Origin of the sequence: Croceimicrobium sp. (assembly GCF_965228705.1) — a bacterium.
Classification (GTDB): domain Bacteria; phylum Bacteroidota; class Bacteroidia; order Flavobacteriales; family Schleiferiaceae; genus Croceimicrobium.
The window spans coordinates 160,045-181,718 of sequence record NZ_OZ245832.1 but is presented as its reverse complement, the minus strand read 5'-3'; the positions used below and the strand labels follow the sequence as shown (position 1 = coordinate 181,718).

Genomic DNA, 21,674 nt, shown 5'->3' with positions numbered 1-21,674 from the left:
ATGGGAACGATTTTCGGAATTGACTACGGAAGTAAGCTTTCGGGAAATACTGTGATAGCCATTTATCAGGAGCCCAATATATTTTTCATGGAAGTGGAAGCCAAGGTGGATGCGGATCAGTTCATTCGCAATGCCGTGGCTCATTTCGAACCCGAATTGGTGTTTATTGATGCGCCATTAAGCCTCCCCGGTGTATATCGCCATCTCTCAGGATTTCAGGATTATCATTTCAGAAAGGCAGATCGCGATACTCAGGCTATGTCGCCCATGTTTCTGGGGGGATTAGCAGCACGTGCCATCGAGTTGAAATCGGAATTGGAATCGTCGAAAGTCAAAGTATTGGAAACCTACCCCAAGTTGATGGCGCAAAGGTTTGACCTTAAGACCCTGGGATATAAGGGCAGTAAAACGGCTTTAAAAGATTGTATTGCTAAGGTACGCTCTTGCATGCGACCTTCTATACAAGTAAAGTCGACAGACATTAAAAGCTGGCATCATTTGGATGCTCTTTTAGCTTTAATGAGTGCCCTCTCCTATCATTGTGGGGATTACCGCTGCTTTGGAGACGAAAGAGAAGGTTTGATTTATATCTGATGCAATCCTTCCAGGTACTTTGGCTAAAACGCGATTTGCGTTGGCAGGATCAGGATGCATTGCAAGCGGCCTTAGCTGAAGAACTGCCCCTGATCGTGCTCTTTTGCTTTGAGCCTTTGCAAATGGCGCATCAGGATTCTTCGCCTCGCCATAGAGCCAACCAAGAGGATTTACTGGCCGAAATGTTGGCCCAAGCCCCTCACTTTCAAAGGCAGTTCTTGATTTTGGAGGCCGATGCTGATCGGGTCTTAAAGACTCTTATTCCAACCGGGCTTAGCCTCTTGCATTCCCATCGCGAACATGGTTTAAAACTGTCCTATGAGCGAGATAAAAGAATCTCGGAAATCTGTCGTAAGGCAAATGTACGGTGGTGTGAATACGATCATAATGGCGTACAAAGAGCATTGCAAAACCGCGATCATTGGGATGAAAACTGGCGCAGCTATATGCAAGGGCCTTTGCAAAAAACGAAAGTCCCCCATAGCCATTACCTTGAAACTGAAAACCTGGAAGCTATTGAACTAGCTTTAAAAAAGGCCGGCATTCAATCAAGTACAGCGAAACTAAAAGAGCGGAAACCTCAATTGAGCAGAGAAAAAAGTCTGAAACGATTAGATTCTTTTTTGGCTACGGGAGCCCAGAATTATCAAGCGCATATCGGATCACCGGATTTTAGTCGAAAATCTTGCTCGCGTCTTTCAACTGCCCTCGCTTGGGGCGCTCTAAGTTTGCGTGAGGTCTATCAAAAATCGCTGGAGACGTATCAGGCGAAAGCCTACAAAAAAGACCTCAAAGCTTTTATTTCCCGCTTGCATTGGCATTCGCATTTCATCCAGAAATTTGAAATGGAAATGCGTATGGAAAGCGAAAACCTCAACCGAGGCTACAATGCTTTGCGCACAGAGTGCAATCCAGAATATTTAGAAACCTGGAAAAAAGGAGAAACCGGCTTTCCGCTGGTAGATGCTTGTATGCGAGCCGTTGCAGAAACTGGCTACCTCAATTTTCGTATGCGGGCTATGGTAGTAAGTTTCTGGAGCCATATCCTTTGGCAACCCTGGCAAGCAGCAGTGCATCATTTAGCCGCTTGTTTTGAAGATTATATTCCGGGGATTCATTATCCTCAGTTTCAAATGCAGAGTTCGGTTACGGGGATTAATACCATTCGTATTTACAATCCGGTAAAACAATCTTTGGAAAAGGATGCAGAGGCCAATTTTATCCGCGAATGGCTACCGGAATTGGCTGATCTGCCCCTGGCCTTCCAGCATGAACCCTGGAAGTTAAGCCCTCTGGAACAAGGTTTTTATAATTTTAAATTGGGAAGAGACTATCCCGAAAGGTTAATCGATTTAAATGCCGCTGGGAACTTCGCCCGTGAACAATTGTGGAAAATGAAAAAGGATCCCTTGGTACTCCAGGAAAATCAAAGAATTTTGCGGAAGCATACACTGGCCAATCGATCGGTAGAACATCGCAGTAGAAAGGTTTTAAAGCAAATGAATGAGCATGGCTAAAAAAGACGCCGATAAACAAAAAGACTTTGTCAATCCGATTGACCCGGATAAAATCACAGAAACCCCTTCTACCCTGCCCTATGCGCATACGGTAGGCGGAGCGGTGATTAAGCCGACCAAGCAGGGGGTGATTCGCAGCAGAGCACTTACTGCCATGGAAGAGCAAACCGATATGCAATTGGCTCAAATTAAGGAGCAAATTGATTTATTGGCTCGTCAGGCCCATGCCATTCAAGAGCGCAAAGATTTAGCCGCCCGGATTTATGAGGCTAAGATGGGCTTTAAACCTGAGATCAACCATATCTACCACCTGTATCTGAACCATGAAGAGCAACACGTATTATCAATGATTGGTCCGGATGAATGGGCGAAACCCAAGTTTAAGCACTTTTTGTACACGGTAAAACTGCTGGCCGATCATACCTGGGAGGTTTTGGCCAGCGGAGATTCGGAAGACTAAAGGTCGTCTACCAAACGGAAGCCTTCGCTGTGCACATTGATTATGGCCACTTTAGGATCGTCTTTTAAGTATTTCCGCACCTTGGCCAGGTAAACGTCCATACTACGACCGGTAAAGTAGTTATCATCTTTCCAAATCTTATTAAGCGCGGTACTGCGTTTTACGAGATTGTTTTTGTTCTGTGCCAGGAGTTTTAGGAGGGCTCCTTCTTTGGGACTCAATTTTCTTTCTTCACGACCGATCTTTAAAACTCGCATTTCTGAATCGTATTCATAACGACCGATTTTAAAGTGGATCTCTTCTTCCTCCTCTCCAAATTTGCGATTGAGTAAAGCCTTGATTTTATAGAGTAATACTTCGGAGTCGAAAGGTTTAGTGAGGTAATCGTCTGCTCCTAATTGGAAACCTTTCAGCATATCTTCCTTCATGGATTTGGCGGTAAGGAAAATCAGCGGAATCTCGCCATCAATTTTTCGAATATCACCCGCAAGGGTAAAGCCATCTTTTAAAGGCATCATTACATCTAAGATGCAGAGATCTAATTCGTCGGTAGATTTAAACAAGCGCAAGGCTTCTTGTCCGTCGGTGGCCAGATGAACCTCAAAATCATTGAGTTCGAGATAGTCGCGGAGCACCGCGCCAAAATTAGGATCATCTTCTGCCAGGAGTACTTTCGTTGTTTGTTTCATTTTTATGCATTAATTGGTAGGTAGATATAAAACTTACTGCCTTTTCCTTTTTCGCTTTCTACTTCTATTCGTCCGCCATGGGATTCTACAATTCCTTTCGCGTAGCTTAATCCAAGACCATGCCCTTTAATATTATGGAGGTCTCCGGCGCTTACTCGATAAAAACGGTCGAAAATATGTTTCTGTTCTTCTTTAGTCATCCCCATCCCTTTATCACTGATTATCAGAATAAAGTGATTCTGAGTGCTTTCAGTGACCACCTTAATTTCCGGGGCTCCCACAGAATATTTCATGGCATTATCCAGGATATTAATAATGGTATTGGATAGGTGGTTGGCATCAATTCGCAATTCGCGATGTTGTTCGTTAAAGAATTTCTGTAAACGTCCACCCTTACTTTCTAATTGCAGGCTAATATGATCCAGGCAACCCTGAATCACCTCTATCACATCTTCTTTCTTAAAATCAAGATCCAATTCCTGCTTATCCAAAAGAGCCATTCGCAATACACTTTCTACCTGCAGGTTCATCCTTTGGTTCTCCTGCTTAATCATATTGCTATAGTGTTCAATACGCTGACTATCACCTCTTACCTTTGGATTGCGAAGGGCGTCGATCGCCAGGTTAATAGTGGCAATGGGCGTTTTAAACTCATGGGTCATATTATTGATAAAGTCGGTTTTGATGTCGCTAATCCGCTTTTGCTTAAGGGAGAAATTAAGGGTGCGATAAAAAGTGTAAACGATGGATACGGTAAAGAGTAATGACACCAATAACATTACCCAAAGCGACTGAAAAATATAATTGGCCTTAGAGGGGAAGGAAAGAGAGAGAATCTCATTAGTTAGGACATCATTCGGAAAGAGCATAGCGGTGTGCTGATGATCATTGGGATCCCAACGACGGGAACTAAGAATGATCTCCTTATCATTAGCGACGGCAAATTCGTAGGGAATATCAATGCCCCGGGATTTAAGCTCGAAGGTGATTAAAGAATCCAGCATTTTTCGATCCATCCAACTGCTATCACTTTGGCGGCGGCTTAATTCGAAGCGCACCATTTTGCGAAGCAGCATATCCAATTGGGCCCCTTTGCGCATCATTTGATCCGGTCGGGTTTTGAGGATTAATCCCTTGCGATCTTCTATGGCCCGGAACAGAGAATCATCGGGATCCGTATTGTAGAGAATCACCGTATCTGGTCCCAGACGCATGGTTAACTTCAAATCACCCATAAGGCTATCATTGCCCGGAAAGCCCAAATGGGGAGCAAGTTTCTCGCTAAAAAAGGGTTGAACACTAAAGCTGTTGAACAAAAATCGCATGGAAGAAAGATTATCCAATCGCTCCGTAACATCGGCAAGTGCCTGACCGACTTCACTTTCGAATTTCTCCTCTCTTAAATCATAGGCATTTTTAAGCCAGTAAGCTTGTATTCCGGTGACCCCTAAAAGGGATAAGGTCATGAGCAAGATCAGCCAATTTAATCGCTTGGCTGCCCTCTGTTTAAATCTCGACATGCCTCAAAAATATAATGCTTAGTCCTTGAAAATTAGCCTTTAACGCTTCTTTAACAGAAGACAGGCAACTATCCACAAGGCTTAAACTGTCATACAAGTGAACTTTGTTATTGAAAACGAAAACACTAAAAACTAACATTATGAAAAAGCTTCCCTATTTACTCGCATCCATATTCGCTTTAGGCCTATTCTCCACGGCCCAGGCGCAATCTACACCTAATGTAAAACCGGAAACGGAGTATCAGGCTACGCCTAAACCCGATCCTACCGACTTAGACTCACCACCCCCAGTTGGGTTGCTTGGCAATGGTGGAGAAGTAAAACTCGAAGAAGCCAGTTTATATCCTAATCCCGGAGATGGATTGCTTCGTGTAAAGTTAGGTGATCAAAACAAAGCGAACAGCATTGCCGTATACGATATTGCCGGTCGTGTTTATTTAGAGTCTGAAATTGATCCGCTGGCAAAAAATGACCCTCAAATTGATTTGCGTTCTCTTCCCAAAGGGGTTTATGTAGTTCGAGTAGGAACGAAAAACCTGAAATACCGCAAAATATAATAAGGCTATAACTTTAATTAAAACCGTCCTTGTCTCTGGCATCGACGGTTTTTTTTATTTCTATTTTAGCCGCTTCAATTGAGAGCTAAATGGAGATTCGCAAACTTTCTATCGTAGTGCCTGCCTATAATGAAGGGGCTACCATTCATCATATTTTAGATCAACTTCGAGAAGTAGAATTGATTAATGGTATCGAAAAGGAAGTAATTGTTGTGAATGATTGCTCTACTGATAATACCGAAGAGGCCATTTTTCGCTATCAAAGATCCCATCATGACTTCCCTATAGTTTATGAATCTCATTCCGTAAACAAAGGAAAAGGTGCGGCCTTACATACAGGTATTAAAATGGCGACTGGCGATTTTACTATTATTCAGGATGCCGATTTGGAATATGATCCCCGGGAGTTTAATATTCTCCTTGCTCCGGCCGTAAAAGGTGTGGCAGATGTTGTTTATGGCTCTCGTTTTATGGGTGGAAATGCCCATCGCATTCTCTTCTTCTGGCACAGTATCGGAAACAAGTTCCTCACCTTTTTATCGAATATGTTCACCAATCTGAATTTAACCGATATGGAAACCTGCTATAAGCTTTTCCGTACCGATATTATTCAGGATCTAAAACTGCGTGAAAACCGTTTCGGCTTTGAGCCTGAAGTAACGGCTAAAGTAGCTAGGGTTCCAGGTATTCGTATTTACGAAGTAGGAATCAGTTATTACGGTCGAACTTTCGACGAAGGAAAAAAGATCAATTGGAAGGATGGCTTCCGCGCGATCTACTGCATCCTTAAATACAATCTCTTCTCTTAGAAAGTATAGCTTACCGAAACAGTTGGCATGAAAGGCAACTGATTTACACGCTTATTAGCGGTACGATCGTAGTAAAAGATGTTTTCGTAGTTCAGGATATTTGTGGCGCCTGTACTGAGCTCCAACTCCTGGCTATCTCCGAATTTAAAGGTCTTGGATAAACTGATATCAACCCGATGGTAATTAGGTAAGCGACGGGCATTTAACTCGCCGTATAAAACTCCATCCTGACCATTTGCAGTCGTGTAATTATAATCCAATGAAGCTTGTCCGCGGCTATCCACAAATGGCTGCTCACTGTAGAACAATTGGGTAGGAGTAAATGGAAACCCGGTTCCGAAGTTGTAGCGCAAGCTAAAGAGCCAATTGCGATCTTTTCCGAAGTTGTAGTTACCAACAAAGTTCAGGTTATGACGACGGTCAAAGCTGGGATGATATACACGAATTCCATCATCACGAGTTACTTTACCCAAGGAATAAGCCATCCATAAGTACAGGTTCTTATCCGTATACTTTAATAAGAAGTCTAATCCACGGGCCACTCCTTTTTCTACGATAAAGTCCTTGATTAAAATTTCGGGTTTTCCCTGAGCTGAATAACTTCCTTCATCATAAATCTGATTACGATTCAGGTTGGTGATTTGGTTAAAGTCTTTGATATAGCCTTCTATATTTAAAGTCAATTTGGAAGTTATCTCCGTTTCAAAACCCAAAACCAAATGCTGTGCTTTTTGCAAGGTACTGGTCAGCTTTTCACCCCGGAAAGTCGATGGGATATCACTTTGAGGAATAGCACTTAAAAAGCCATAGAACAAGTTTACCACGTCGCGGTCGGAACTACCGGCTACCAGGTTTTGGGAGTAAAACCCACCGCTGGCTTTCAAGCGTAACCAATCGCTAATATTGTATTTAATTCCCAAGCGAGGTTCGAAGCTCAATTCTGCTTGGCTACCGTAGTAATGTAAACGTAAACTGGGCTCGGCAATTAAACGATTGGAGCTGTAGCGATAACGGGCGTAGGTGCCTAATTCGGTCGTGTTCTCTTCCTGGGCTACTGAAATCCCTAAAGGTGCATCCACATCAAAAACGGTAGAGTAAGTAATGGCTTCAATTCCTACTTTTAATTCATCTGCCTTACGGAAGAAATAGGTGAAGTCCAGGCCGCCATTAAAACCGGTAATAGCTGAAGAACGCAGTAAATCGCCTTCGATCGAGTTGATATCATAATAGGAATAACTCACATCACCAGAGAGTAAAACCTTAGAGGTTGCGGGAATAACCAGGAAGTTAAAGCCGGCACCTTGAGATTGCCAATCGATGCTGTTTTGCAAACCATAGCGCACTCCATCATCGAAGCTAAATCCGAAGGCATTGATCTGAGAACCATTATCAGCCTGACTGGTAAATTTGGCGTAGATATCGGTAAAGGTGAAAGGTAATCCGTCGAACTCCGTTTCTACATAGGGATAAAATAGCTGAGAGCTTTGATCGAGGTATGAAGTTTTAGCTGACAAGAGGAAGGAAGAACTCGCAAAGCCTCTTTCGTTTTTTGGTCCCAGAGGTGTTTCTAATAAGATTTTCGAAGTATAGGTACTGGCACTTACCTTACCGGAAAGCTTTTTACGATTTCCGGAGCGCGTGCGAATATCCATTACGGCAGAGTTTCTTGAACCGTATTCCGCACTAAAGCCACCGGTATAAACATCTGCGGAACGAATAATATCATTGTCGAAAACGGAGAAAAAACCAATACTGTGAAAAGGATTGTAGATGATCATTCCATCCAAAAGAATCAGGTTTTGAATAGGTGCACCTCCGCGAATGTATAGCTGCCCTCCTTGATCTCCGGTAGTTACTACACCTGGTAAAACTTGCACGGCTTTTACGATGTCGGCATCACCTCCCACCGAAAAGCGGGTAATCTCTTTAGGATCTAAGGTTACAACGGAGGTAAGTACTTTGGTATCGCGTTCTTTGCGTTCGGCAGATACTTCAACCTCATCCAAAATCTCACTGGACTCTGCCAGATAAAAATTCAGGTTTTCGAGGGAACCTGCTTTGATCGTGATCTCTTTTGTAACGGTTTGATATCCCAAGAAACTGGCTACCACTTTTACTTTGCCGGGCTTCACTTCATTGATTTGATAAAAACCGTTGTCGGATGCAGTTGACCCTTTGGTGGTTCCTTCAATCACCACATTGGCAAAGGGAATAGCCTCTTCGGTAGCTTTATCATATACAAATCCTCGAACTGTGCCCAAATTTTGGGCCTTTAAGCTAAAGGAGCAAATCAATAAGGTAAAGCTTAAAAGGGCAGAGAAATTCTTCATCGAGAATGTTTAGGGTCTATTGGTAAATAATCTTAAAAAGGAGTTCCTTAAGCAGGTCGCCATCCGTGGCACCCTGATTATTTACTCCTTTAGACTTCATATCGGTTTCGCGCAAATATCCCATTATTCGGGCAATTCTACGCACATCAAAAAAGCGCAAAGCGGGAAGATAGTCCTTTGCTTGCCAGGGAGATACACCGGCTTCTTTAGCTAAGTGATTCTCGGGCAGGCCAGAAGCCTTTGCTTGCGCCATTAACATTAATATGCGGAAATTCCGAAAAAGAATACCTGTGGTGACAACGAGCGGATTATCCTTGGGGTTGGCTTCAAAGTACTTCTGGATGCGAATCGCCTTGGCAAAGTTTCCACTATTAATGGCATTGCAAAGCTCAAAATTGTTGAAGTCCTTGCTGATCCCAATATTAGTTTCTACTGTATTCTCATCAATACTTTCTCCCTTGGGAACGATTAAAGCTAATTTGTTGATCTCACTGTAAATCCGACCTATATCCGTTCCCAAGCTTTCCGCAATCATCTGAATAGCTTTAGGATTGGCCTCAAAGCCTTTGGATTTTAACAGCTTTTCTACCCAGCCAGGTACCTGATTATCATAGATGCGCTTGGACTCAAAAAGGACATGTTCCTTATCTAAGATCTTGGCAATTTTCTTGCGCTTATCGAGCTTCTTATGCTTATATGCAAAGACCAAAACCGTACTGGATTGAGGCTGCATCGCATAAGATTCGAGTTTGTCTAAATCGCGAATATGCTGGGCTTCCTTCACAATAATCACCACCCGCTCCGCCATCATGGGGAATCGTTTGGCTTCGGATATTACCTGTGAGGTATTGACATCCGATCCATACAGTACGGTTTGATTAAAGCTACGCTCCTCTTCACTCAATGCAGTATCTTCGATGAGCTTGCTAATCTGATCAATGAAAAAAGGTTCCTCCCCCATCAAAAAATAGATCGGGCGGAATTGCTTTTTCTTAATTTCTGCTACCAGAGCACTATAGTCCATGCCAAGACTTGAAAAATAAGGCGACGCAAGATATAACATATCTTTGGGCTTAGACGAAGCCTTCACTAGGAGGTTGCCTCTATATTTGGCAAATGGAAAAATTGGTTCCTTTAGCACTTCCTCCTGCCCCCTTAAAGCTGGGGAAGAAGAATGGACAAATTTGGGTTTGGGACGAGCTCCGAAAAAAGAATTTAGTGCTTACACCAGAAGAATGGGTACGCCAGCATTTGGTGCATTATCTGCGCACGGAATTGGCTTATCCGGCCACGGCCTTTGCCTTAGAAGGCGGATTTAAGCTTTACGGTAAAACCCAGCGAACCGATCTCTTGATTTACAATAAGGGTAAAGCCCTGATGATTGGTGAATGTAAGGCCCCACAGGTAAAAATCACCCAGGAAACCTTTGATCAGGCTTGCCGCTATAATCTCCATTATCAGGTTCCCTACCTATTAATTAGCAATGGCCTTGAAACCTATTGGGCCAAGGTTAATAAGGAAGAAAACAAACTGAGTTTCATTCCTGAAGCCTTAAGCTTTGAAAGTCTGATTAGCGGATTCTAAATCCAGGGCTACCCGGGTTCCGGCAATAACGGACCAGGCCGGAGCAAAAATCCATCCCAGGAAAGGGATCAGGAACAAAGCATGAAATACCATCCCTACCGAAGTTACTGCTACTTTATTTGAGCGCATCCAACTTTCGGTTTTACCATAGCGCCAACGCCAACGTTCGGCATTGTAATCCATCAGGCCATAGCCTAAGAAATAGGATTGTAAAACAAAGATGAGAATGGGACTCAATAAGCCTATTATGGGTATAAAGGCCAATAACCAGAGTACAATAGTGAGGCCCATCTCCCTCAGAAAATTAAGGAGGTTTATACGAATCGCTCGCAATACATCCTTTAGCATTTGCGCCAAAGAAAAGGGATTTGACTGGCCGGTTTGCTCCTCTTCCACCTTTTCCGATAAAAAGCTCATAAATGGAGCCAATAAAATAAGGACCGCATATTTAAACAAACTGCTCATAAAGAAGAGCATGAGAATCTGAAGGATAATGACAATCACAAAACTGTAGGCCTCTAATTCCCCCAGGTTGTATCCAAACCAACCCAAAATTAGATTGAGCCAGCGGTTAATATTGTTCATCATCAACCAAATAAGACCAGCTAATAAGGCCAAATAGACCAAAATTGGCAAGGCTAAATACCTACGATAACCCTTGCGAAACATCTGAGGCAGAGCCTGTCCGTAGGCCTTGAGACTTATTCCTAGACTTTGGAAGAATTTCCACATAGAGAATCCTTACTTTTGCAGCTTATTTAAAATCGGAAATGGAAGAGCAATTACGCGCGATTTCGCCGGTAGACGGCCGCTATCACAAAGTAAGTAAAAAGCTGGGGAACTATTTCTCTGAATTCGCCCTGATCCAATATCGGGTGAGAGTAGAGATTGAATATTTCATCGCACTTTGCGAATTGCCCTTACCACAGCTGCAAAATTTCGACCGTGCTCGCTTTATTGAACTGCGAGATATTTATTTGGATTTCGATATTAAAGATGCCCTGCGTATCAAGGAAATTGAGAAAACCACTAATCACGATGTAAAAGCGGTTGAGTACTTCATCAAAGAACATTTCGAAAAGCTGGATCTTGAAAAATATCAGGAGTTTATCCACTTTGGTTTAACCTCTCAGGATATCAACAATACTTCAGTTCCACTTTCGCTGAAAGAATATATTGAGCAAGACTATCTGGCCCTTTTAGGGGACTTGGTAGTTAGCCTCTCTGAATTGGCAGATCAATGGGCCGATATCCCAATGTTAGCCCGTACTCACGGTCAGCCTGCTTCTCCTACCCGCTTAGGTAAAGAAATTGAAGTTTTTGTGGAACGCTTGGATCAGCAAATGCGCTTATTACGCCATATTCCCTTCGCCGCTAAATTTGGGGGGGCTACCGGTAATTTTAATGCCCATCATTTATGCTATCCGGAGCAAGATTGGAAAGCCTTTGGTGATCAGTTTGTAGGCGAAATTTTAGGCTTGCAACACTCCTGGCCCACCACTCAAATTGAACATTACGATCATTTAGCAGCGCTATTTGACTGCCTGAAACGCATTAATACCATCGTATTGGATTTAGACCGCGATATGTGGACCTATATCTCGATGGACTATTTCAAACAACGCATTAAAGAAGGTGAGGTGGGCTCATCCGCCATGCCGCATAAGGTAAACCCCATTGATTTTGAAAATAGTGAAGGGAACCTGGGGATTGCCAATGCCTTGTTTGAACACCTATCGGCCAAATTACCGGTTTCACGTTTGCAGCGTGATTTAACAGACAGTACGGTACTACGCAATATTGGCGTGCCTTTGGCCCATACCGTAATTGCCTTTAATGCTACAATGAAAGGTTTGGGCAAATTGCTCTTAAACCAATCTGCATTGGAAGCCGATCTCGAAGCTAATTGGGCGGTAGTAGCAGAAGGTATCCAGAATATCCTTCGTCGTGAAGGCTATCCTAAACCTTATGAAGCTTTAAAAGCATTAACCCGAACCAATGAAGGAATTAATGCAAAAACCATCGCCAGCTTTATTGAAAGCCTAGAGGTAAGTGAAGCAATAAAAGCCGAAATGCGGGCGATTAGCCCTCAGAATTATACCGGTCTTTGATATTTAGATTCAGTATAGATATAAATGCCCTTTATGAGCGGGGCATATCCATTCGCTCTTTTATATTTTTGTGTCCCTTCCGTAAAATCCAAACACATGATTTTTGACATTGAAATGATCAAAGAGGTTTACGCCAAATTTCCGGAGCGCGTAAACGCGGCCCGTGAACTCACCGGCAAACCTCTTACCCTCGCGGAAAAAATTCTTTACGCACACCTTTGGGAAGGTAGTCCCGATAGCCCCTATACCCGTGGTAAAAGCTATGTAAACTTTGCTCCCGACCGGGTAGCTATGCAAGATGCGACCGCTCAAATGGCGCTTTTGCAGTTTATGCAAAGTGGTAGAAAAACTGCTGCTGTTCCTTCAACCGTGCACTGTGATCACTTGATCCAGGCTCAGGTAGGTGCCGAGAAAGATTTGGCTAATGCGAAAGAAAAAAGTTCCGAAGTATTCGACTTTTTACAATCTGTATCCAATAAATATGGTATCGGTTTCTGGGAACCAGGAGCAGGTATCATCCACCAGGTTGTTTTAGAAAACTACGCCTTCCCAGGTGGAATGATGATTGGTACCGACTCGCACACCGTAAATGCCGGTGGTTTGGGTATGGTAGCAATTGGTGTTGGTGGAGCCGATGCGGTTGACGTAATGGCTGGAATGCCCTGGGAACTAAAATTCCCCAAATTAATCGGCGTTAAATTAACCGGTAAATTAAGTGGCTGGACTGCCTCTAAGGATGTGATCCTTAAGGTTGCAGGTATCCTTACTGTAAAAGGTGGAACCGGAGCCATTGTAGAATATTTCGGCCCTGGAGCTGAATCATTAAGTTGTACTGGTAAAGGTACCATCTGTAATATGGGTGCTGAGATTGGCGCTACTACTTCTACCTTTGGTTACGATGCCAAAATGGGAGAGTATCTACGTGGTACTGGTCGTGCTGAAGTAGCAGATGCAGCCGATCAAATTGCCGAGCACCTTAGCGGTGATGCCGAAGTATATGCTAATCCAGAGCAATATTTTGATCAGGTAATTGAAATCGACCTGAGCACTTTGGAGCCTCATATCAACGGACCTTATACACCAGACCGCGCTACTCCATTAAGCGAGTTTGCCAAAGCCGTTAAAGAAAACGGATGGCCCGAAAAACTGGAAGTAGGCTTGATTGGTTCTTGTACCAACTCCTCATATGAAGATTTAACCCGCTCCGCTTCTATCGCGCAGCAGGCGATTGATAAAAAATTGAAAGTAAAATCTGAGTTTACCGTAACTCCAGGTTCTGAGCAAGTACGCTTTACCGCTGAGCGCGACGGTCTGTTAGATCGTTTTGATGCCATGGGTGGTGTAGTACTGGCTAATGCTTGTGGACCTTGTATCGGTCAGTGGGCTCGTCATACCGATGATCCTGATCGTAAAAACTCAATCATTACTTCCTTCAACCGAAATTTCGCCAAGCGTAATGATGGTAACCCCAATACCCACAGCTTTGTAGCCAGTCCTGAATTGGTAACTGCTTTGGCTATTGCCGGTGACCTGACCTTTAACCCCATGACCGACACTTTGGTGAATGAGTCTGGTGAAGAAGTTCGCTTGGAAGAGCCTTTAGGTATTGAAATGCCACCGGCAGGATATGCCGTGGAGAACAATGGTTACCATGAGCCTGCCTCAGACGGTAGCAATGTAGAAGTGGTAGTTGCCCAGGGATCTGAGCGTTTACAATTATTAGATCCTTTCCAGCCTTGGGATGGCAAAAACATCGAAGGCATGAAATTGATTATTAAGGCTAAAGGAAAATGTACCACTGACCACATCTCTATGGCAGGTCCTTGGTTGCGTTTCCGTGGTCACTTAGACAATATCTCCAATAATACCTTAACGGGTGCTATTAACTACTTTAATGGTGAAGCTGGTTTAGTGAAAAATCAGTTGACTGGAGAATATGGCTCAGTGCCTGATGTGCAACGTGCCTACAAAGCAGAAGGCATTCCAACCATTGTTGTGGGCGACCATAACTACGGAGAAGGATCTTCTCGTGAGCATGCGGCCATGCAACCTCGTCACTTAGGAATGCGTATCGTGTTGGTGAAATCTTTCGCCCGTATTCACGAAACCAACCTTAAGAAACAAGGTATGTTAGGATTAACCTTCGCCAATGAGGCAGATTACGACAAATTCCAGGAAGATGATACCATCGACACTTTGGATTTGAACGAATTCCAGGAAGGCAAGCCTATCCATTTGAAATTGAAACATGCTGATGGATCAGAAGATACCATCACTTGTGAGCATACTTACAATGATAGTCAGATCGCCTGGTTCCGTGCCGGTAGCGCTTTGAATAAGATTAAGGCTGAGAATAAAGCCTAATTTTCAAATCATTAGCTTTGAACCGTCTCCTTGAAAAAGGAGGCGGTTTTTTATTTTCAGTATTCCAACCTTCGGGGCGCAGACTACGTCTTGCAAGTGTTATAAAGATGAAAAACATGAAAAAAACGTTCCTAGCTCTATTCTTGATCCCTGCTGCTCTTTGGGCTCAAGATTATGATTATTCCCCAGCGATTAATCGCAATTTAGAAATGCTCTTTGATGGCTATTTAATCCCCTACAATAAGATCATCAATATTGACCCGAATTCCAGTCCTGTCGACACCTTTGGCTTAATAGAAGTGTACCGGGATGCCAATGGAAATTTCCTAAATGGTCGTGAGACTTTTGAAGGAAACATCACTACCAATTGGAACTGCTCACACAGCGGCAATGTGAATGAAGTTTACATCGTAGACGCTCAGAATGGCGATTCTTTGCAGTATGAAAAGCTTTATTTCGATGCCAGTCGCAAGGATACCTTAACCGAGATTTACATGGATACTGCCGGCAGCGGCAATTTGGTAAAGGTTCAGGATTTACGCTTGTTCTATAATAATTTTGGAATTGACAGCGCCGCAGTAACCGTGCCTGGTGGTGGTGTTGGAAATGAAGTGGTATACATGTTCCGTCGTAATTCAGTAGGTAAATTGGACTCACTGGTTATTGGAATTACCTTCGCGGGCACTCCCTATCCCATCCAAACCCTTATCTATTATGAGAATGTAAATGGATCTTTGGATAGCATTAACTTAATGAACAACCTAAGTGGCGAAATTGAAGAGCAGGTTCGCACCAAGGTAGATGCCAATGGTTTGGTTTATGAGTTCAGTTTCTATGAAAAGGACATGAACGATGAGTGGAGTATTTACGATACCTATATTTTAAGCACCGAAACATTCTTCAGCTTAGTGGAAGGTGCCAAAGCTTTCGACTTTGAGCTTTATCCTAATCCTGCACAGAAGGAAATCCGTATTGACTTAGATCAAAATGCTAAGTATAGTATTTACCATTTAAGCGGCACCCTCTTCCAGGAAGGTGAATATATCCGCGGAAATGCTATTGCCATTGAGAATCTTCCAGCCGGTATCTATGTGATGAATGTCGAAATGACGAATGGTGAAAGCAGCAGCTTACGTTTTGTAAAGCAATAAGCTGATCAAGCTTAGCCTATACCTATAAAAGATAAAGCCCAGAGCAAGAAATTGCTTTGGGCTTTTTTTATGATCTTTAGTGAACCCTATTAAAATTGCATGTCGATACTACTCTATTTGGTACTACTCTTCCTTTGCCTGCGCTGGCTGCACGGCAGTCAAAAGACTCCAGGACAAATGATCAGTATTAGTTTTAGCTTTATGGGAGGCTCGCTTTTTAGTTTTGCTTTCTCCTTAATGCTGGATAATGAGTATTTAGAAGGCATTACACATTTGATATTGCTCAGCCTCTTTAGTGTGCTCTTTTGGTTGATTGGCTTAGTTATCATTTGGAAAGCAAAACCCGAGATCCTAAGAGACACCAAAATAATCGCCAGCATGATTATTAGTCTGGTATTAGTACTCCCCATTCTGACTTATGCCCTATTAGCGAATGCAAATTTGAAGATTGGGGGATGAAAATAAGCTTCTATTGAGCATTACATAAGTGAAAAATCTACAGCACTTAAAGAACTTATACAGCCCCATTCAACCTGCGGTTAAAACTACTCAGGGTGACTTAATCTATCAGGAATACGAATCGAGTGATGAATTATCTGATTTTATTTATTGCTATTGGCAATTAAAAACAGAAAATGATCTCTCAGAGGACTTTAAATATCGAGTGGTATCCGATGGCTGTATCGACCTATTCTTCAATCACCATAAGCCAGCAGAAAGTTTTCTGATGGGCTTTTGCCGGAAGTACACCGAATTCTCCATTGGTACTTCTTTCGATTATATCGGCATTCGCTTTCGCCCGGCTATGTTCTCCATGCTTTTTGGAATTAATGCAAAAAGTCTGAGTGAGCGCGATTCGGAACTAAAACTACACTTACCGGCCTTGGCCCAATGGATTCAATCCGAAATCAAGGCAGATCAAAGTTTCCAGACCATTGTTGGTATCCTCAACACTAAATTGAAGCCCGAATTCAATCTTGGCTCTAAAAGCTACGATGAACGCTTTCTAAAATCACTGGCCATAATCCTGGAAAGAAAAGGATATCTGAATACCGAGACTGACTTGGATACTGGACTAAGTCCACGCCAATTGCAGCGAGTTTTCAATTTCTATTTAGGCACTACGGCTAAATCATTCAGTAATGTGGTTCGCTTTCAACAAATTTTGAAGACCAATCCCAGTCGACAAAGACTTAAAAGAGATAAACTCTATTTCGACCTGGGCTTTTATGATCAGGCCCATTTCATCAAAAGCTTTAAAACCTTTTACGGCGTTACTCCTTCCGAAGCCTTCGATTAAAATGTCTGATTTTTACAAAGAAGGCATATCCGACCCTTCTAGTTTTGTGCTATCAATAAATTGAAAATGAAATTTTTAGCACTAATTAGCTTCTGCCTAAGCTTTGGTTTAGGTATAGCTCAAAAATCACCTACTATGAAAATGAACGCTGGAATCATCACTGAAAACTTATCGGAAGTAAAAAGCTTTTATACTAAGGTCTTAGGCTTCGGAATCAGTTTTGAAAATGATTTCTACCTTTTATTGCATAGTCCCGGAGGTCATTCTCAGATCAGTTTTTTAAAGCCTAATCATCCCAGTCAGCAGGCCTTATTCCAAGCACCCTTTCAAGGGAATGGAGTATATATTACGATCGAGGTGGATGATGTTGATCAAATGTATCTGAAATTAAAAGAAGCCGAAGTACCCATTGCCATTGAAATCCGCGATGAAGTTTGGGGTGATCGTCATTTTGCCATTGTGGACCCCAATGGAATTGGAATTGATATTGTGACTTATACCCAACCTGAGTAGGTTTCATTTAAAGAACACATAGAGGATTCTGCCGAAAAATTACTCGCATGATTCAGGTCAAGTAGTATCAATGCGCGATTCTCCAAGCAATAGTTCTCGGATAGCTAAATAAAAACCTATAATTTCCGATCTTGACCGGAATAATTTGTCCCCTTAATCGGCTTAATACTCCTGAAGACCTTAGTCATGAATCTTCGCTTTTTACGATTCCTTTGCATAGGCTTGTTTAGCTTATCCCTTTGGCAATGCCAGTCCAAAGTGCCTTCCACTCACACCCTCTTTAAACATCATCCCAAAGACCCCTATCGAATCAATATGGTCGAGAGTCAATTCTTTGAGGTGGACACTAAGCTAGACCAGGTAATTGAAGGGAAAGAAGGTACTGTGATTGTGATGCCAAAGGCTTGCTTTCTTTATCCCGATGGCAAAGCCGTTATGGAAACAGTTAAGCTGGAATTAGCCGAAGCTTTACAAAGCAGCCAGATGGTCCTTTCCAATCTTAGTTCCGCCTATCAAGGGGAGCTAAAAGAAACAGCAGGCATCCTTTTTCTTAATGCTACAGCTGAGGGACAAGACTTAGATATAAATCCTGAAATTCCGATTTATATCGAAATCCCTAGTTCGAAGCGTAAAACCAGGATGATGGCTTATAAAGGAACCAGGGATGAAAATGGCAATATGGATTGGTACGATCCAAAGAACTTAGAATCCTATATAATTCCACTTAAGCTCGAACTATTCAATTTCTACCCTCCCAATTTTAAATTAGAAGTAGCCAGGAGCCTTCCGATAGGCGAAAATCAACAAATTTCTGATGCTCTATTGGACAGCCTTTATTATAGTTTATCAAACTGGAACGGAAAATCTAGTACAATGACGGTCGACCCGGAGTTGAAAGGAAAATTTGAAGTAGGCTCCCATAATCATGACAGCTCTAATATTAATTTCAAACAAGCACAGGCAAAAAGCGGGGCTAATTTTTGTGGCATTGATCCCCAAAAAATCAAAGCCATTCGCTCCGAGGACTACCAAGACAGCTTTATATGCAGTAGGGAGTTTCAAAAAAGACTGCAAAGCTTATACTTCTGCCGATCCAGTGAAATACTGGATATCTACACAAATAATTTGGATAAAAACCTTTGGGAATTAGATAGCCTTGCGGCTGATGCGATTAAAAATGATTCGCTGTCTCAGGTTTTCAGAGGCTATCAAAATGAAAAATTGGGCTCTGTGCAAGGAGACAATATCTACGTTTCCATCTTAAAAGACTATTACAGGAAAAAGCTCCAAAGCGTATTAAAACAATTCAGAGAAGCCCGGGATGTTGTTGTCTACGGAAAAGATTCTAATGGTCAAGCCGCAGACGATAGCTCCTATTCCAGGTTTTTAATTTTCCAGAAGAAAAAGAAAGTATCCCTCTCAGAACGTTATGGCTTCACTTGGACTGATCAAGGTTGGCTTAATGTAGCTCGATCCTGTCCAATAGACTCATGTGTTTCCCAAAAAATGGAATTGCTAGTTGAAAATGGAAACAGCTTTGATCGAATAGACTGTTACTTCATCAACACCAGCAAACGAAGTATTTACCCAATGAAAAGCTCCGATTCCAAAAGCTTTAATTTGGGAAGTCCTGAAAATCAAGAATTGCTCATAGCTCCTGAAAATTCGGCGATAATGCTTTGCTTAGCGGTAAAAAACAAACAATACTTTTTCGGCCTTAATTATGTCTTAACCGGGCATTCCCGATCTATAAAAATGGAGCCCAAGCCTATCAGCCCAAATAACTTGGCTATCAAAATCAGGGACCTGAACTACTATACTTGGGAAAGTAATAGTGACTTTGAATTACTCAGCGCCTTGCGACAAAATCGCAATGCTCAGCCAAAACTACAATGGAATCAAAACCTAAATCGTTTAAGAGAGACAGCCTTTCCCGGATGCAGGGATAATTGAACAAGGAATCAGAAAAACCTTAATTATTTATGGCCAGAAAATCTGAAGTGCCATTTACAATCGACCAGATGTAGTGAAATGCCTAGTTCCGCCCACTTGCAATTTCCCTCTCCATGATGAAGGTAAAAGTTATCGACTCCTGGAATCTCTCCAAATCTTGGGGCATTATTGCCAATCTAAAAATCCCAATTGAAGGTTTACCGCAAAACAGTCTGCTCAAGTCTTTGGAAAGCAATAATCTTTGGCGGGTAAAGGCGCGAATTCTATTTAGTCATATGAGTCAGCATAAACAATTCCCATGTGAGACCGAAAAACTGCAAATGCCGGTATTTTCGAATTCCAGCGATCTAGAGCGATCTCAGAAATTGCTAATGGATCAGGAAGCTAACTTCATTTTTCAATATACCCTAATGGCTATTAAGCACGATGAAAAGCCAAGTCCTGGAGAGGAACTTCTTTTGGAGCTTCCTCAAGCACTTTAAGGCCTATTACTTCAAGCGCTCCAAACGTCCCTTGCGCTTCACAATGTTCTTGTAGTCCCATTGGATCTCCATAGACTTTTGTAGGCATCTTCGCAGGGCCGCTTCATCAATATCATCTGCAGATGTAAAGCGGATTTCGGCGGCTTTAAACTTGCCTTCCGGACTGAGGCAATCCTCTTCAAAGCTTTGTCCGCTCCAAAAGAGCAGGCGCATGCATGACTTTAACCTGCTATAGCCCGCTAAAGGATTTCCATCCATGAACCAAACCGGATGCGCATGCCATACCTTGGCCTCTGTCTCCTTTAATTCGGATTCTATTAATTGATACAATTGTTCAGCAATTCGAAGGTCTTCCCCTTCCAGGGCAGCGTGGTATTTAGCAATATCCTCTTGCATTTCTATTTCTTTTTAATGGGTATCCAAAACTCCTCCTTTGAATCGGGATGTTCACCCTTATAGCTTTCATCCATCAAGGCAAAATAAGGTCTGGCATCCATTTCATAGTCAGACTTGGGGAGCCATTCCCCATAAATATATTGAAAGGTAGCTTGCGCTTCACTGGGTTTACCTCGATAGGAAAAAACGGCATATTCCCCGGAAGGAATTTCGATTTCGGAGAGGGCTTCCGGAACCTCAGCCACATCCGATTTGGATATGGCCGCCCACTTTTCGAATTCCCGCAAGGGAGAAAATTTCTGGAAAAAATCAGTATCCGGATAAATCTCTATAGCATACAAATTAGCGTCTGAAGCCAGAGCCTTGCGCAGAGGTCCAAATTCCTTCCAAAGTTCATAGGTTTGATTCTGGGCCATGGACATCTTGCGATGCAAACCAATCAATACCATTCCTTTAAAATTCTCGAAGCGTGGTTTAAGATTCATAGGTCCTTTTCTTCTTCAGCAAGGTAAGATTTCCAATGCGACCTGAATGCTGTTAACAGTTTCCTAAAGTCTGAAAAGTGGCAGACTAAATTTTAAGCTTTTCGTTCTTATTTTAAACCTCAACAGCATGAATATTCGCAGAAGACTCGCCGAAAGCATTATTGAAAAGAGTTTTAAAACCAGTGTAGCATTCATAGCTCATGTTCACAATATGCAGGAGTACTATGATCAAGCCGTTCAATTAAGGCTTATGCCAGATGGCAGCTTGGGAAAAGAAGTAGCAAAATGTCTGGATGAACATCAATTGAGCCTCATCCCTGGTTATGAAAGTCATGATTTAAAACATGTCCTACTCAATTACCCCATGAGTCCTGAAGGAGAAATTCGCTTACAAGCATTTATGATTGGTAATGGCAACCTTAGCTTGCCAAGCTTAGCAATTTTACTCTACGGAGCCCTGCTACTTCCAAGCTCCTGGTTCACTTTTTATCAAGATTATCAAAAAGGAAAGGAATGCATCGCCATTGCTTCTTGGCGATTAGAAGATTTTGCAGAACGGCCTTTAGCTAGCCTGCAATCAGAAATTAAGAATCCCAATCAGCTGGTCATGGCGAGGGACCTAAACCTTAAAAGTAGATTTGCGGCCTATGCCACCATTTTGGTGGGGCTATTTGGTATGCTTGCCTGCTTGCCCTTCCTATTCTCGGCTAATCTTGCCAATTTAATAGGAGCCGGATTACCTTTTGTGGGAGGGACAATTTTGGTGGCAGGAGGTCTGATAAGTCTTTCAATGCTAAGTCAAAAGACTTGGATAGCAAGGCAAGCCTAAATGATATAACAAAAGTCTGGGCTCAATCAT

General features: G+C 42.5%; 22 protein-coding genes. 15 read left to right on the top strand and 7 right to left on the bottom strand.

Going from position 1 to position 21,674, the window contains the following annotated elements:
- Genes ACO05P_RS00685 through ACO05P_RS00675 form a run of 3 tightly spaced genes read left to right on the top strand, consistent with a single transcriptional unit; the run spans position 1 to position 2,571 of the window.
- Positions 1–594, top strand: coding sequence for a DUF429 domain-containing protein (locus tag ACO05P_RS00685; RefSeq protein WP_421752864.1), 594 nt, complete (start codon positions 1–3; stop codon positions 592–594).
- Entirely contained in the window at positions 594–2,111 is a 1,518-nt protein-coding gene (locus ACO05P_RS00680; RefSeq protein WP_421752863.1) for a deoxyribodipyrimidine photo-lyase/cryptochrome family protein, read from the top strand. The genes ACO05P_RS00685 and ACO05P_RS00680 overlap by 1 nt, the downstream gene beginning before the upstream one ends.
- Positions 2,104–2,571 carry a DUF2452 domain-containing protein gene (locus ACO05P_RS00675; protein WP_421752862.1) on the top strand — a complete coding sequence of 156 codons (468 nt, stop codon included), beginning with the start codon at positions 2,104–2,106 and terminating at the stop codon, positions 2,569–2,571. The genes ACO05P_RS00680 and ACO05P_RS00675 overlap by 8 nt, the downstream gene beginning before the upstream one ends.
- Here ACO05P_RS00675 and ACO05P_RS00670 read toward each other — a convergent pair.
- Positions 2,568–3,260 (bottom strand): response regulator transcription factor, encoded by a 693-nt coding sequence (locus ACO05P_RS00670; RefSeq protein ID WP_421752861.1) that lies wholly within the window; start codon positions 3,258–3,260, stop codon positions 2,568–2,570. The genes ACO05P_RS00675 and ACO05P_RS00670 overlap by 4 nt on opposite strands.
- Before the next feature lie 2 nt (positions 3,261–3,262).
- A complete protein-coding gene (locus ACO05P_RS00665) occupies positions 3,263–4,780 on the bottom strand; it encodes a sensor histidine kinase (RefSeq protein ID WP_421752860.1) in 1,518 nt (505 codons plus the stop codon).
- A gap of 140 nt (positions 4,781–4,920) precedes the next feature.
- On the opposite strand from ACO05P_RS00665, the gene ACO05P_RS00660 reads away from it, so the two are divergent.
- Both ACO05P_RS00660 and ACO05P_RS00655 read left to right on the top strand, forming a co-directional pair.
- Positions 4,921–5,337 carry a T9SS type A sorting domain-containing protein gene (locus ACO05P_RS00660; RefSeq protein WP_421752859.1) on the top strand — a complete coding sequence of 139 codons (417 nt, stop codon included), beginning with the start codon at positions 4,921–4,923 and terminating at the stop codon, positions 5,335–5,337.
- A gap of 89 nt (positions 5,338–5,426) precedes the next feature.
- Complete coding sequence (locus tag ACO05P_RS00655) at positions 5,427–6,146, top strand: glycosyltransferase family 2 protein (RefSeq protein ID WP_421752858.1); 720 nt, start codon at positions 5,427–5,429, stop codon at positions 6,144–6,146.
- Here the strand turns inward: ACO05P_RS00655 and ACO05P_RS00650 are convergent.
- Positions 6,143–8,476 carry a TonB-dependent receptor gene (locus tag ACO05P_RS00650; protein WP_421752857.1) on the bottom strand — a complete coding sequence of 778 codons (2,334 nt, stop codon included), beginning with the start codon at positions 8,474–8,476 and terminating at the stop codon, positions 6,143–6,145. The genes ACO05P_RS00655 and ACO05P_RS00650 overlap by 4 nt on opposite strands.
- Before the next feature lie 16 nt (positions 8,477–8,492).
- Positions 8,493–9,500: a DNA polymerase III subunit delta gene (gene holA, locus ACO05P_RS00645; RefSeq protein WP_421752856.1), complete on the bottom strand. Its 1,008-nt coding sequence runs from the start codon at positions 9,498–9,500 to the stop codon at positions 8,493–8,495.
- Between the two features lie 92 nt (positions 9,501–9,592).
- Here holA and ACO05P_RS00640 point away from each other — a divergent pair, with 92 nt between their 5' ends.
- Entirely contained in the window at positions 9,593–10,060 is a 468-nt protein-coding gene (locus ACO05P_RS00640; protein WP_421752855.1) for a type I restriction enzyme HsdR N-terminal domain-containing protein, read from the top strand.
- Here ACO05P_RS00640 and ACO05P_RS00635 read toward each other — a convergent pair.
- Positions 10,028–10,792 carry an EI24 domain-containing protein gene (locus tag ACO05P_RS00635; protein ID WP_421752854.1) on the bottom strand — a complete coding sequence of 255 codons (765 nt, stop codon included), beginning with the start codon at positions 10,790–10,792 and terminating at the stop codon, positions 10,028–10,030. The two genes, ACO05P_RS00640 and ACO05P_RS00635, sit on opposite strands and share 33 nt — an antisense overlap.
- 38 nt (positions 10,793–10,830) lie before the next feature.
- Here ACO05P_RS00635 and purB point away from each other — a divergent pair, with 38 nt between their 5' ends.
- The 8 genes from purB (at position 10,831) to ACO05P_RS00595 (ending at position 19,934) form a co-directional block, all read left to right on the top strand.
- Complete coding sequence (gene purB, locus ACO05P_RS00630) at positions 10,831–12,171, top strand: adenylosuccinate lyase (protein ID WP_421752853.1); 1,341 nt, start codon at positions 10,831–10,833, stop codon at positions 12,169–12,171.
- Positions 12,172–12,267: 96 nt separating this feature from the next.
- Entirely contained in the window at positions 12,268–14,535 is a 2,268-nt protein-coding gene (locus tag ACO05P_RS00625; RefSeq protein ID WP_421752852.1) for an aconitate hydratase, read from the top strand.
- Between the two features lie 116 nt (positions 14,536–14,651).
- Positions 14,652–15,686, top strand: a complete 1,035-nt coding sequence (locus ACO05P_RS00620; RefSeq protein ID WP_421752851.1) for a T9SS type A sorting domain-containing protein — start codon at positions 14,652–14,654, stop codon at positions 15,684–15,686.
- 99 nt (positions 15,687–15,785) lie between these two features.
- On the top strand, positions 15,786–16,145 hold the full coding sequence (locus ACO05P_RS00615; RefSeq protein WP_421752850.1) for a hypothetical protein: 360 nt from the start codon (positions 15,786–15,788) through the stop codon (positions 16,143–16,145).
- 28 nt (positions 16,146–16,173) lie between these two features.
- On the top strand, positions 16,174–16,986 hold the full coding sequence (locus ACO05P_RS00610) for an AraC family transcriptional regulator (RefSeq protein WP_421752849.1): 813 nt from the start codon (positions 16,174–16,176) through the stop codon (positions 16,984–16,986).
- Positions 16,987–17,121: 135 nt separating this feature from the next.
- Positions 17,122–17,499, top strand: coding sequence for a VOC family protein (locus ACO05P_RS00605; protein ID WP_421752848.1), 378 nt, complete (start codon positions 17,122–17,124; stop codon positions 17,497–17,499).
- A gap of 186 nt (positions 17,500–17,685) precedes the next feature.
- Positions 17,686–19,452: a hypothetical protein gene (locus ACO05P_RS00600; protein WP_421752847.1), complete on the top strand. Its 1,767-nt coding sequence runs from the start codon at positions 17,686–17,688 to the stop codon at positions 19,450–19,452.
- Positions 19,453–19,565: 113 nt separating this feature from the next.
- Positions 19,566–19,934 carry a hypothetical protein gene (locus ACO05P_RS00595; protein WP_421752846.1) on the top strand — a complete coding sequence of 123 codons (369 nt, stop codon included), beginning with the start codon at positions 19,566–19,568 and terminating at the stop codon, positions 19,932–19,934.
- A 6-nt stretch (positions 19,935–19,940) separates the two neighbouring features.
- Here ACO05P_RS00595 and ACO05P_RS00590 read toward each other — a convergent pair whose 3' ends face one another.
- Positions 19,941–20,330 (bottom strand): DUF1801 domain-containing protein, encoded by a 390-nt coding sequence (locus ACO05P_RS00590; RefSeq protein ID WP_421752845.1) that lies wholly within the window; start codon positions 20,328–20,330, stop codon positions 19,941–19,943.
- Between the two features lie 2 nt (positions 20,331–20,332).
- Positions 20,333–20,815 (bottom strand): GyrI-like domain-containing protein, encoded by a 483-nt coding sequence (locus ACO05P_RS00585; protein WP_421752844.1) that lies wholly within the window; start codon positions 20,813–20,815, stop codon positions 20,333–20,335.
- A 127-nt stretch (positions 20,816–20,942) separates the two neighbouring features.
- Here ACO05P_RS00585 and ACO05P_RS00580 point away from each other — a divergent pair, with 127 nt between their 5' ends.
- Entirely contained in the window at positions 20,943–21,644 is a 702-nt protein-coding gene (locus ACO05P_RS00580; RefSeq protein ID WP_421752843.1) for a hypothetical protein, read from the top strand.
- The last annotated feature ends 30 nt before the right edge of the window (positions 21,645–21,674 follow it).

Excerpts from the sequence above, each read along its gene's own strand:
- ACO05P_RS00685 (WP_421752864.1), top strand. The coding sequence starts at position 1 with ATGGGAACGATTTTCGGAATTGACTACGGAAGTAAGCTTTCGGGAAAT.
- ACO05P_RS00680 (WP_421752863.1), top strand. The coding sequence starts at position 594 with ATGCAATCCTTCCAGGTACTTTGGCTAAAACGCGATTTGCGTTGGCAG.
- ACO05P_RS00675 (WP_421752862.1), top strand. The coding sequence starts at position 2,104 with ATGGCTAAAAAAGACGCCGATAAACAAAAAGACTTTGTCAATCCGATT.
- ACO05P_RS00670 (WP_421752861.1), bottom strand. The coding sequence starts at position 3,260 with ATGAAACAAACAACGAAAGTACTCCTGGCAGAAGATGATCCTAATTTT.
- ACO05P_RS00665 (WP_421752860.1), bottom strand. The coding sequence starts at position 4,780 with ATGTCGAGATTTAAACAGAGGGCAGCCAAGCGATTAAATTGGCTGATC.
- ACO05P_RS00660 (WP_421752859.1), top strand. The coding sequence starts at position 4,921 with ATGAAAAAGCTTCCCTATTTACTCGCATCCATATTCGCTTTAGGCCTA.
- ACO05P_RS00655 (WP_421752858.1), top strand. The coding sequence starts at position 5,427 with ATGGAGATTCGCAAACTTTCTATCGTAGTGCCTGCCTATAATGAAGGG.
- ACO05P_RS00650 (WP_421752857.1), bottom strand. The coding sequence starts at position 8,476 with ATGAAGAATTTCTCTGCCCTTTTAAGCTTTACCTTATTGATTTGCTCC.
- holA (WP_421752856.1), bottom strand. The coding sequence starts at position 9,500 with ATGGACTATAGTGCTCTGGTAGCAGAAATTAAGAAAAAGCAATTCCGC.
- ACO05P_RS00640 (WP_421752855.1), top strand. The coding sequence starts at position 9,593 with ATGGAAAAATTGGTTCCTTTAGCACTTCCTCCTGCCCCCTTAAAGCTG.
- ACO05P_RS00635 (WP_421752854.1), bottom strand. The coding sequence starts at position 10,792 with ATGTGGAAATTCTTCCAAAGTCTAGGAATAAGTCTCAAGGCCTACGGA.
- purB (WP_421752853.1), top strand. The coding sequence starts at position 10,831 with ATGGAAGAGCAATTACGCGCGATTTCGCCGGTAGACGGCCGCTATCAC.
- ACO05P_RS00625 (WP_421752852.1), top strand. The coding sequence starts at position 12,268 with ATGATTTTTGACATTGAAATGATCAAAGAGGTTTACGCCAAATTTCCG.
- ACO05P_RS00620 (WP_421752851.1), top strand. The coding sequence starts at position 14,652 with ATGAAAAAAACGTTCCTAGCTCTATTCTTGATCCCTGCTGCTCTTTGG.
- ACO05P_RS00615 (WP_421752850.1), top strand. The coding sequence starts at position 15,786 with ATGTCGATACTACTCTATTTGGTACTACTCTTCCTTTGCCTGCGCTGG.
- ACO05P_RS00605 (WP_421752848.1), top strand. The coding sequence starts at position 17,122 with ATGAAAATGAACGCTGGAATCATCACTGAAAACTTATCGGAAGTAAAA.
- ACO05P_RS00600 (WP_421752847.1), top strand. The coding sequence starts at position 17,686 with ATGAATCTTCGCTTTTTACGATTCCTTTGCATAGGCTTGTTTAGCTTA.
- ACO05P_RS00595 (WP_421752846.1), top strand. The coding sequence starts at position 19,566 with ATGATGAAGGTAAAAGTTATCGACTCCTGGAATCTCTCCAAATCTTGG.
- ACO05P_RS00590 (WP_421752845.1), bottom strand. The coding sequence starts at position 20,330 with ATGCAAGAGGATATTGCTAAATACCACGCTGCCCTGGAAGGGGAAGAC.
- ACO05P_RS00585 (WP_421752844.1), bottom strand. The coding sequence starts at position 20,815 with ATGAATCTTAAACCACGCTTCGAGAATTTTAAAGGAATGGTATTGATT.
- ACO05P_RS00580 (WP_421752843.1), top strand. The coding sequence starts at position 20,943 with ATGAATATTCGCAGAAGACTCGCCGAAAGCATTATTGAAAAGAGTTTT.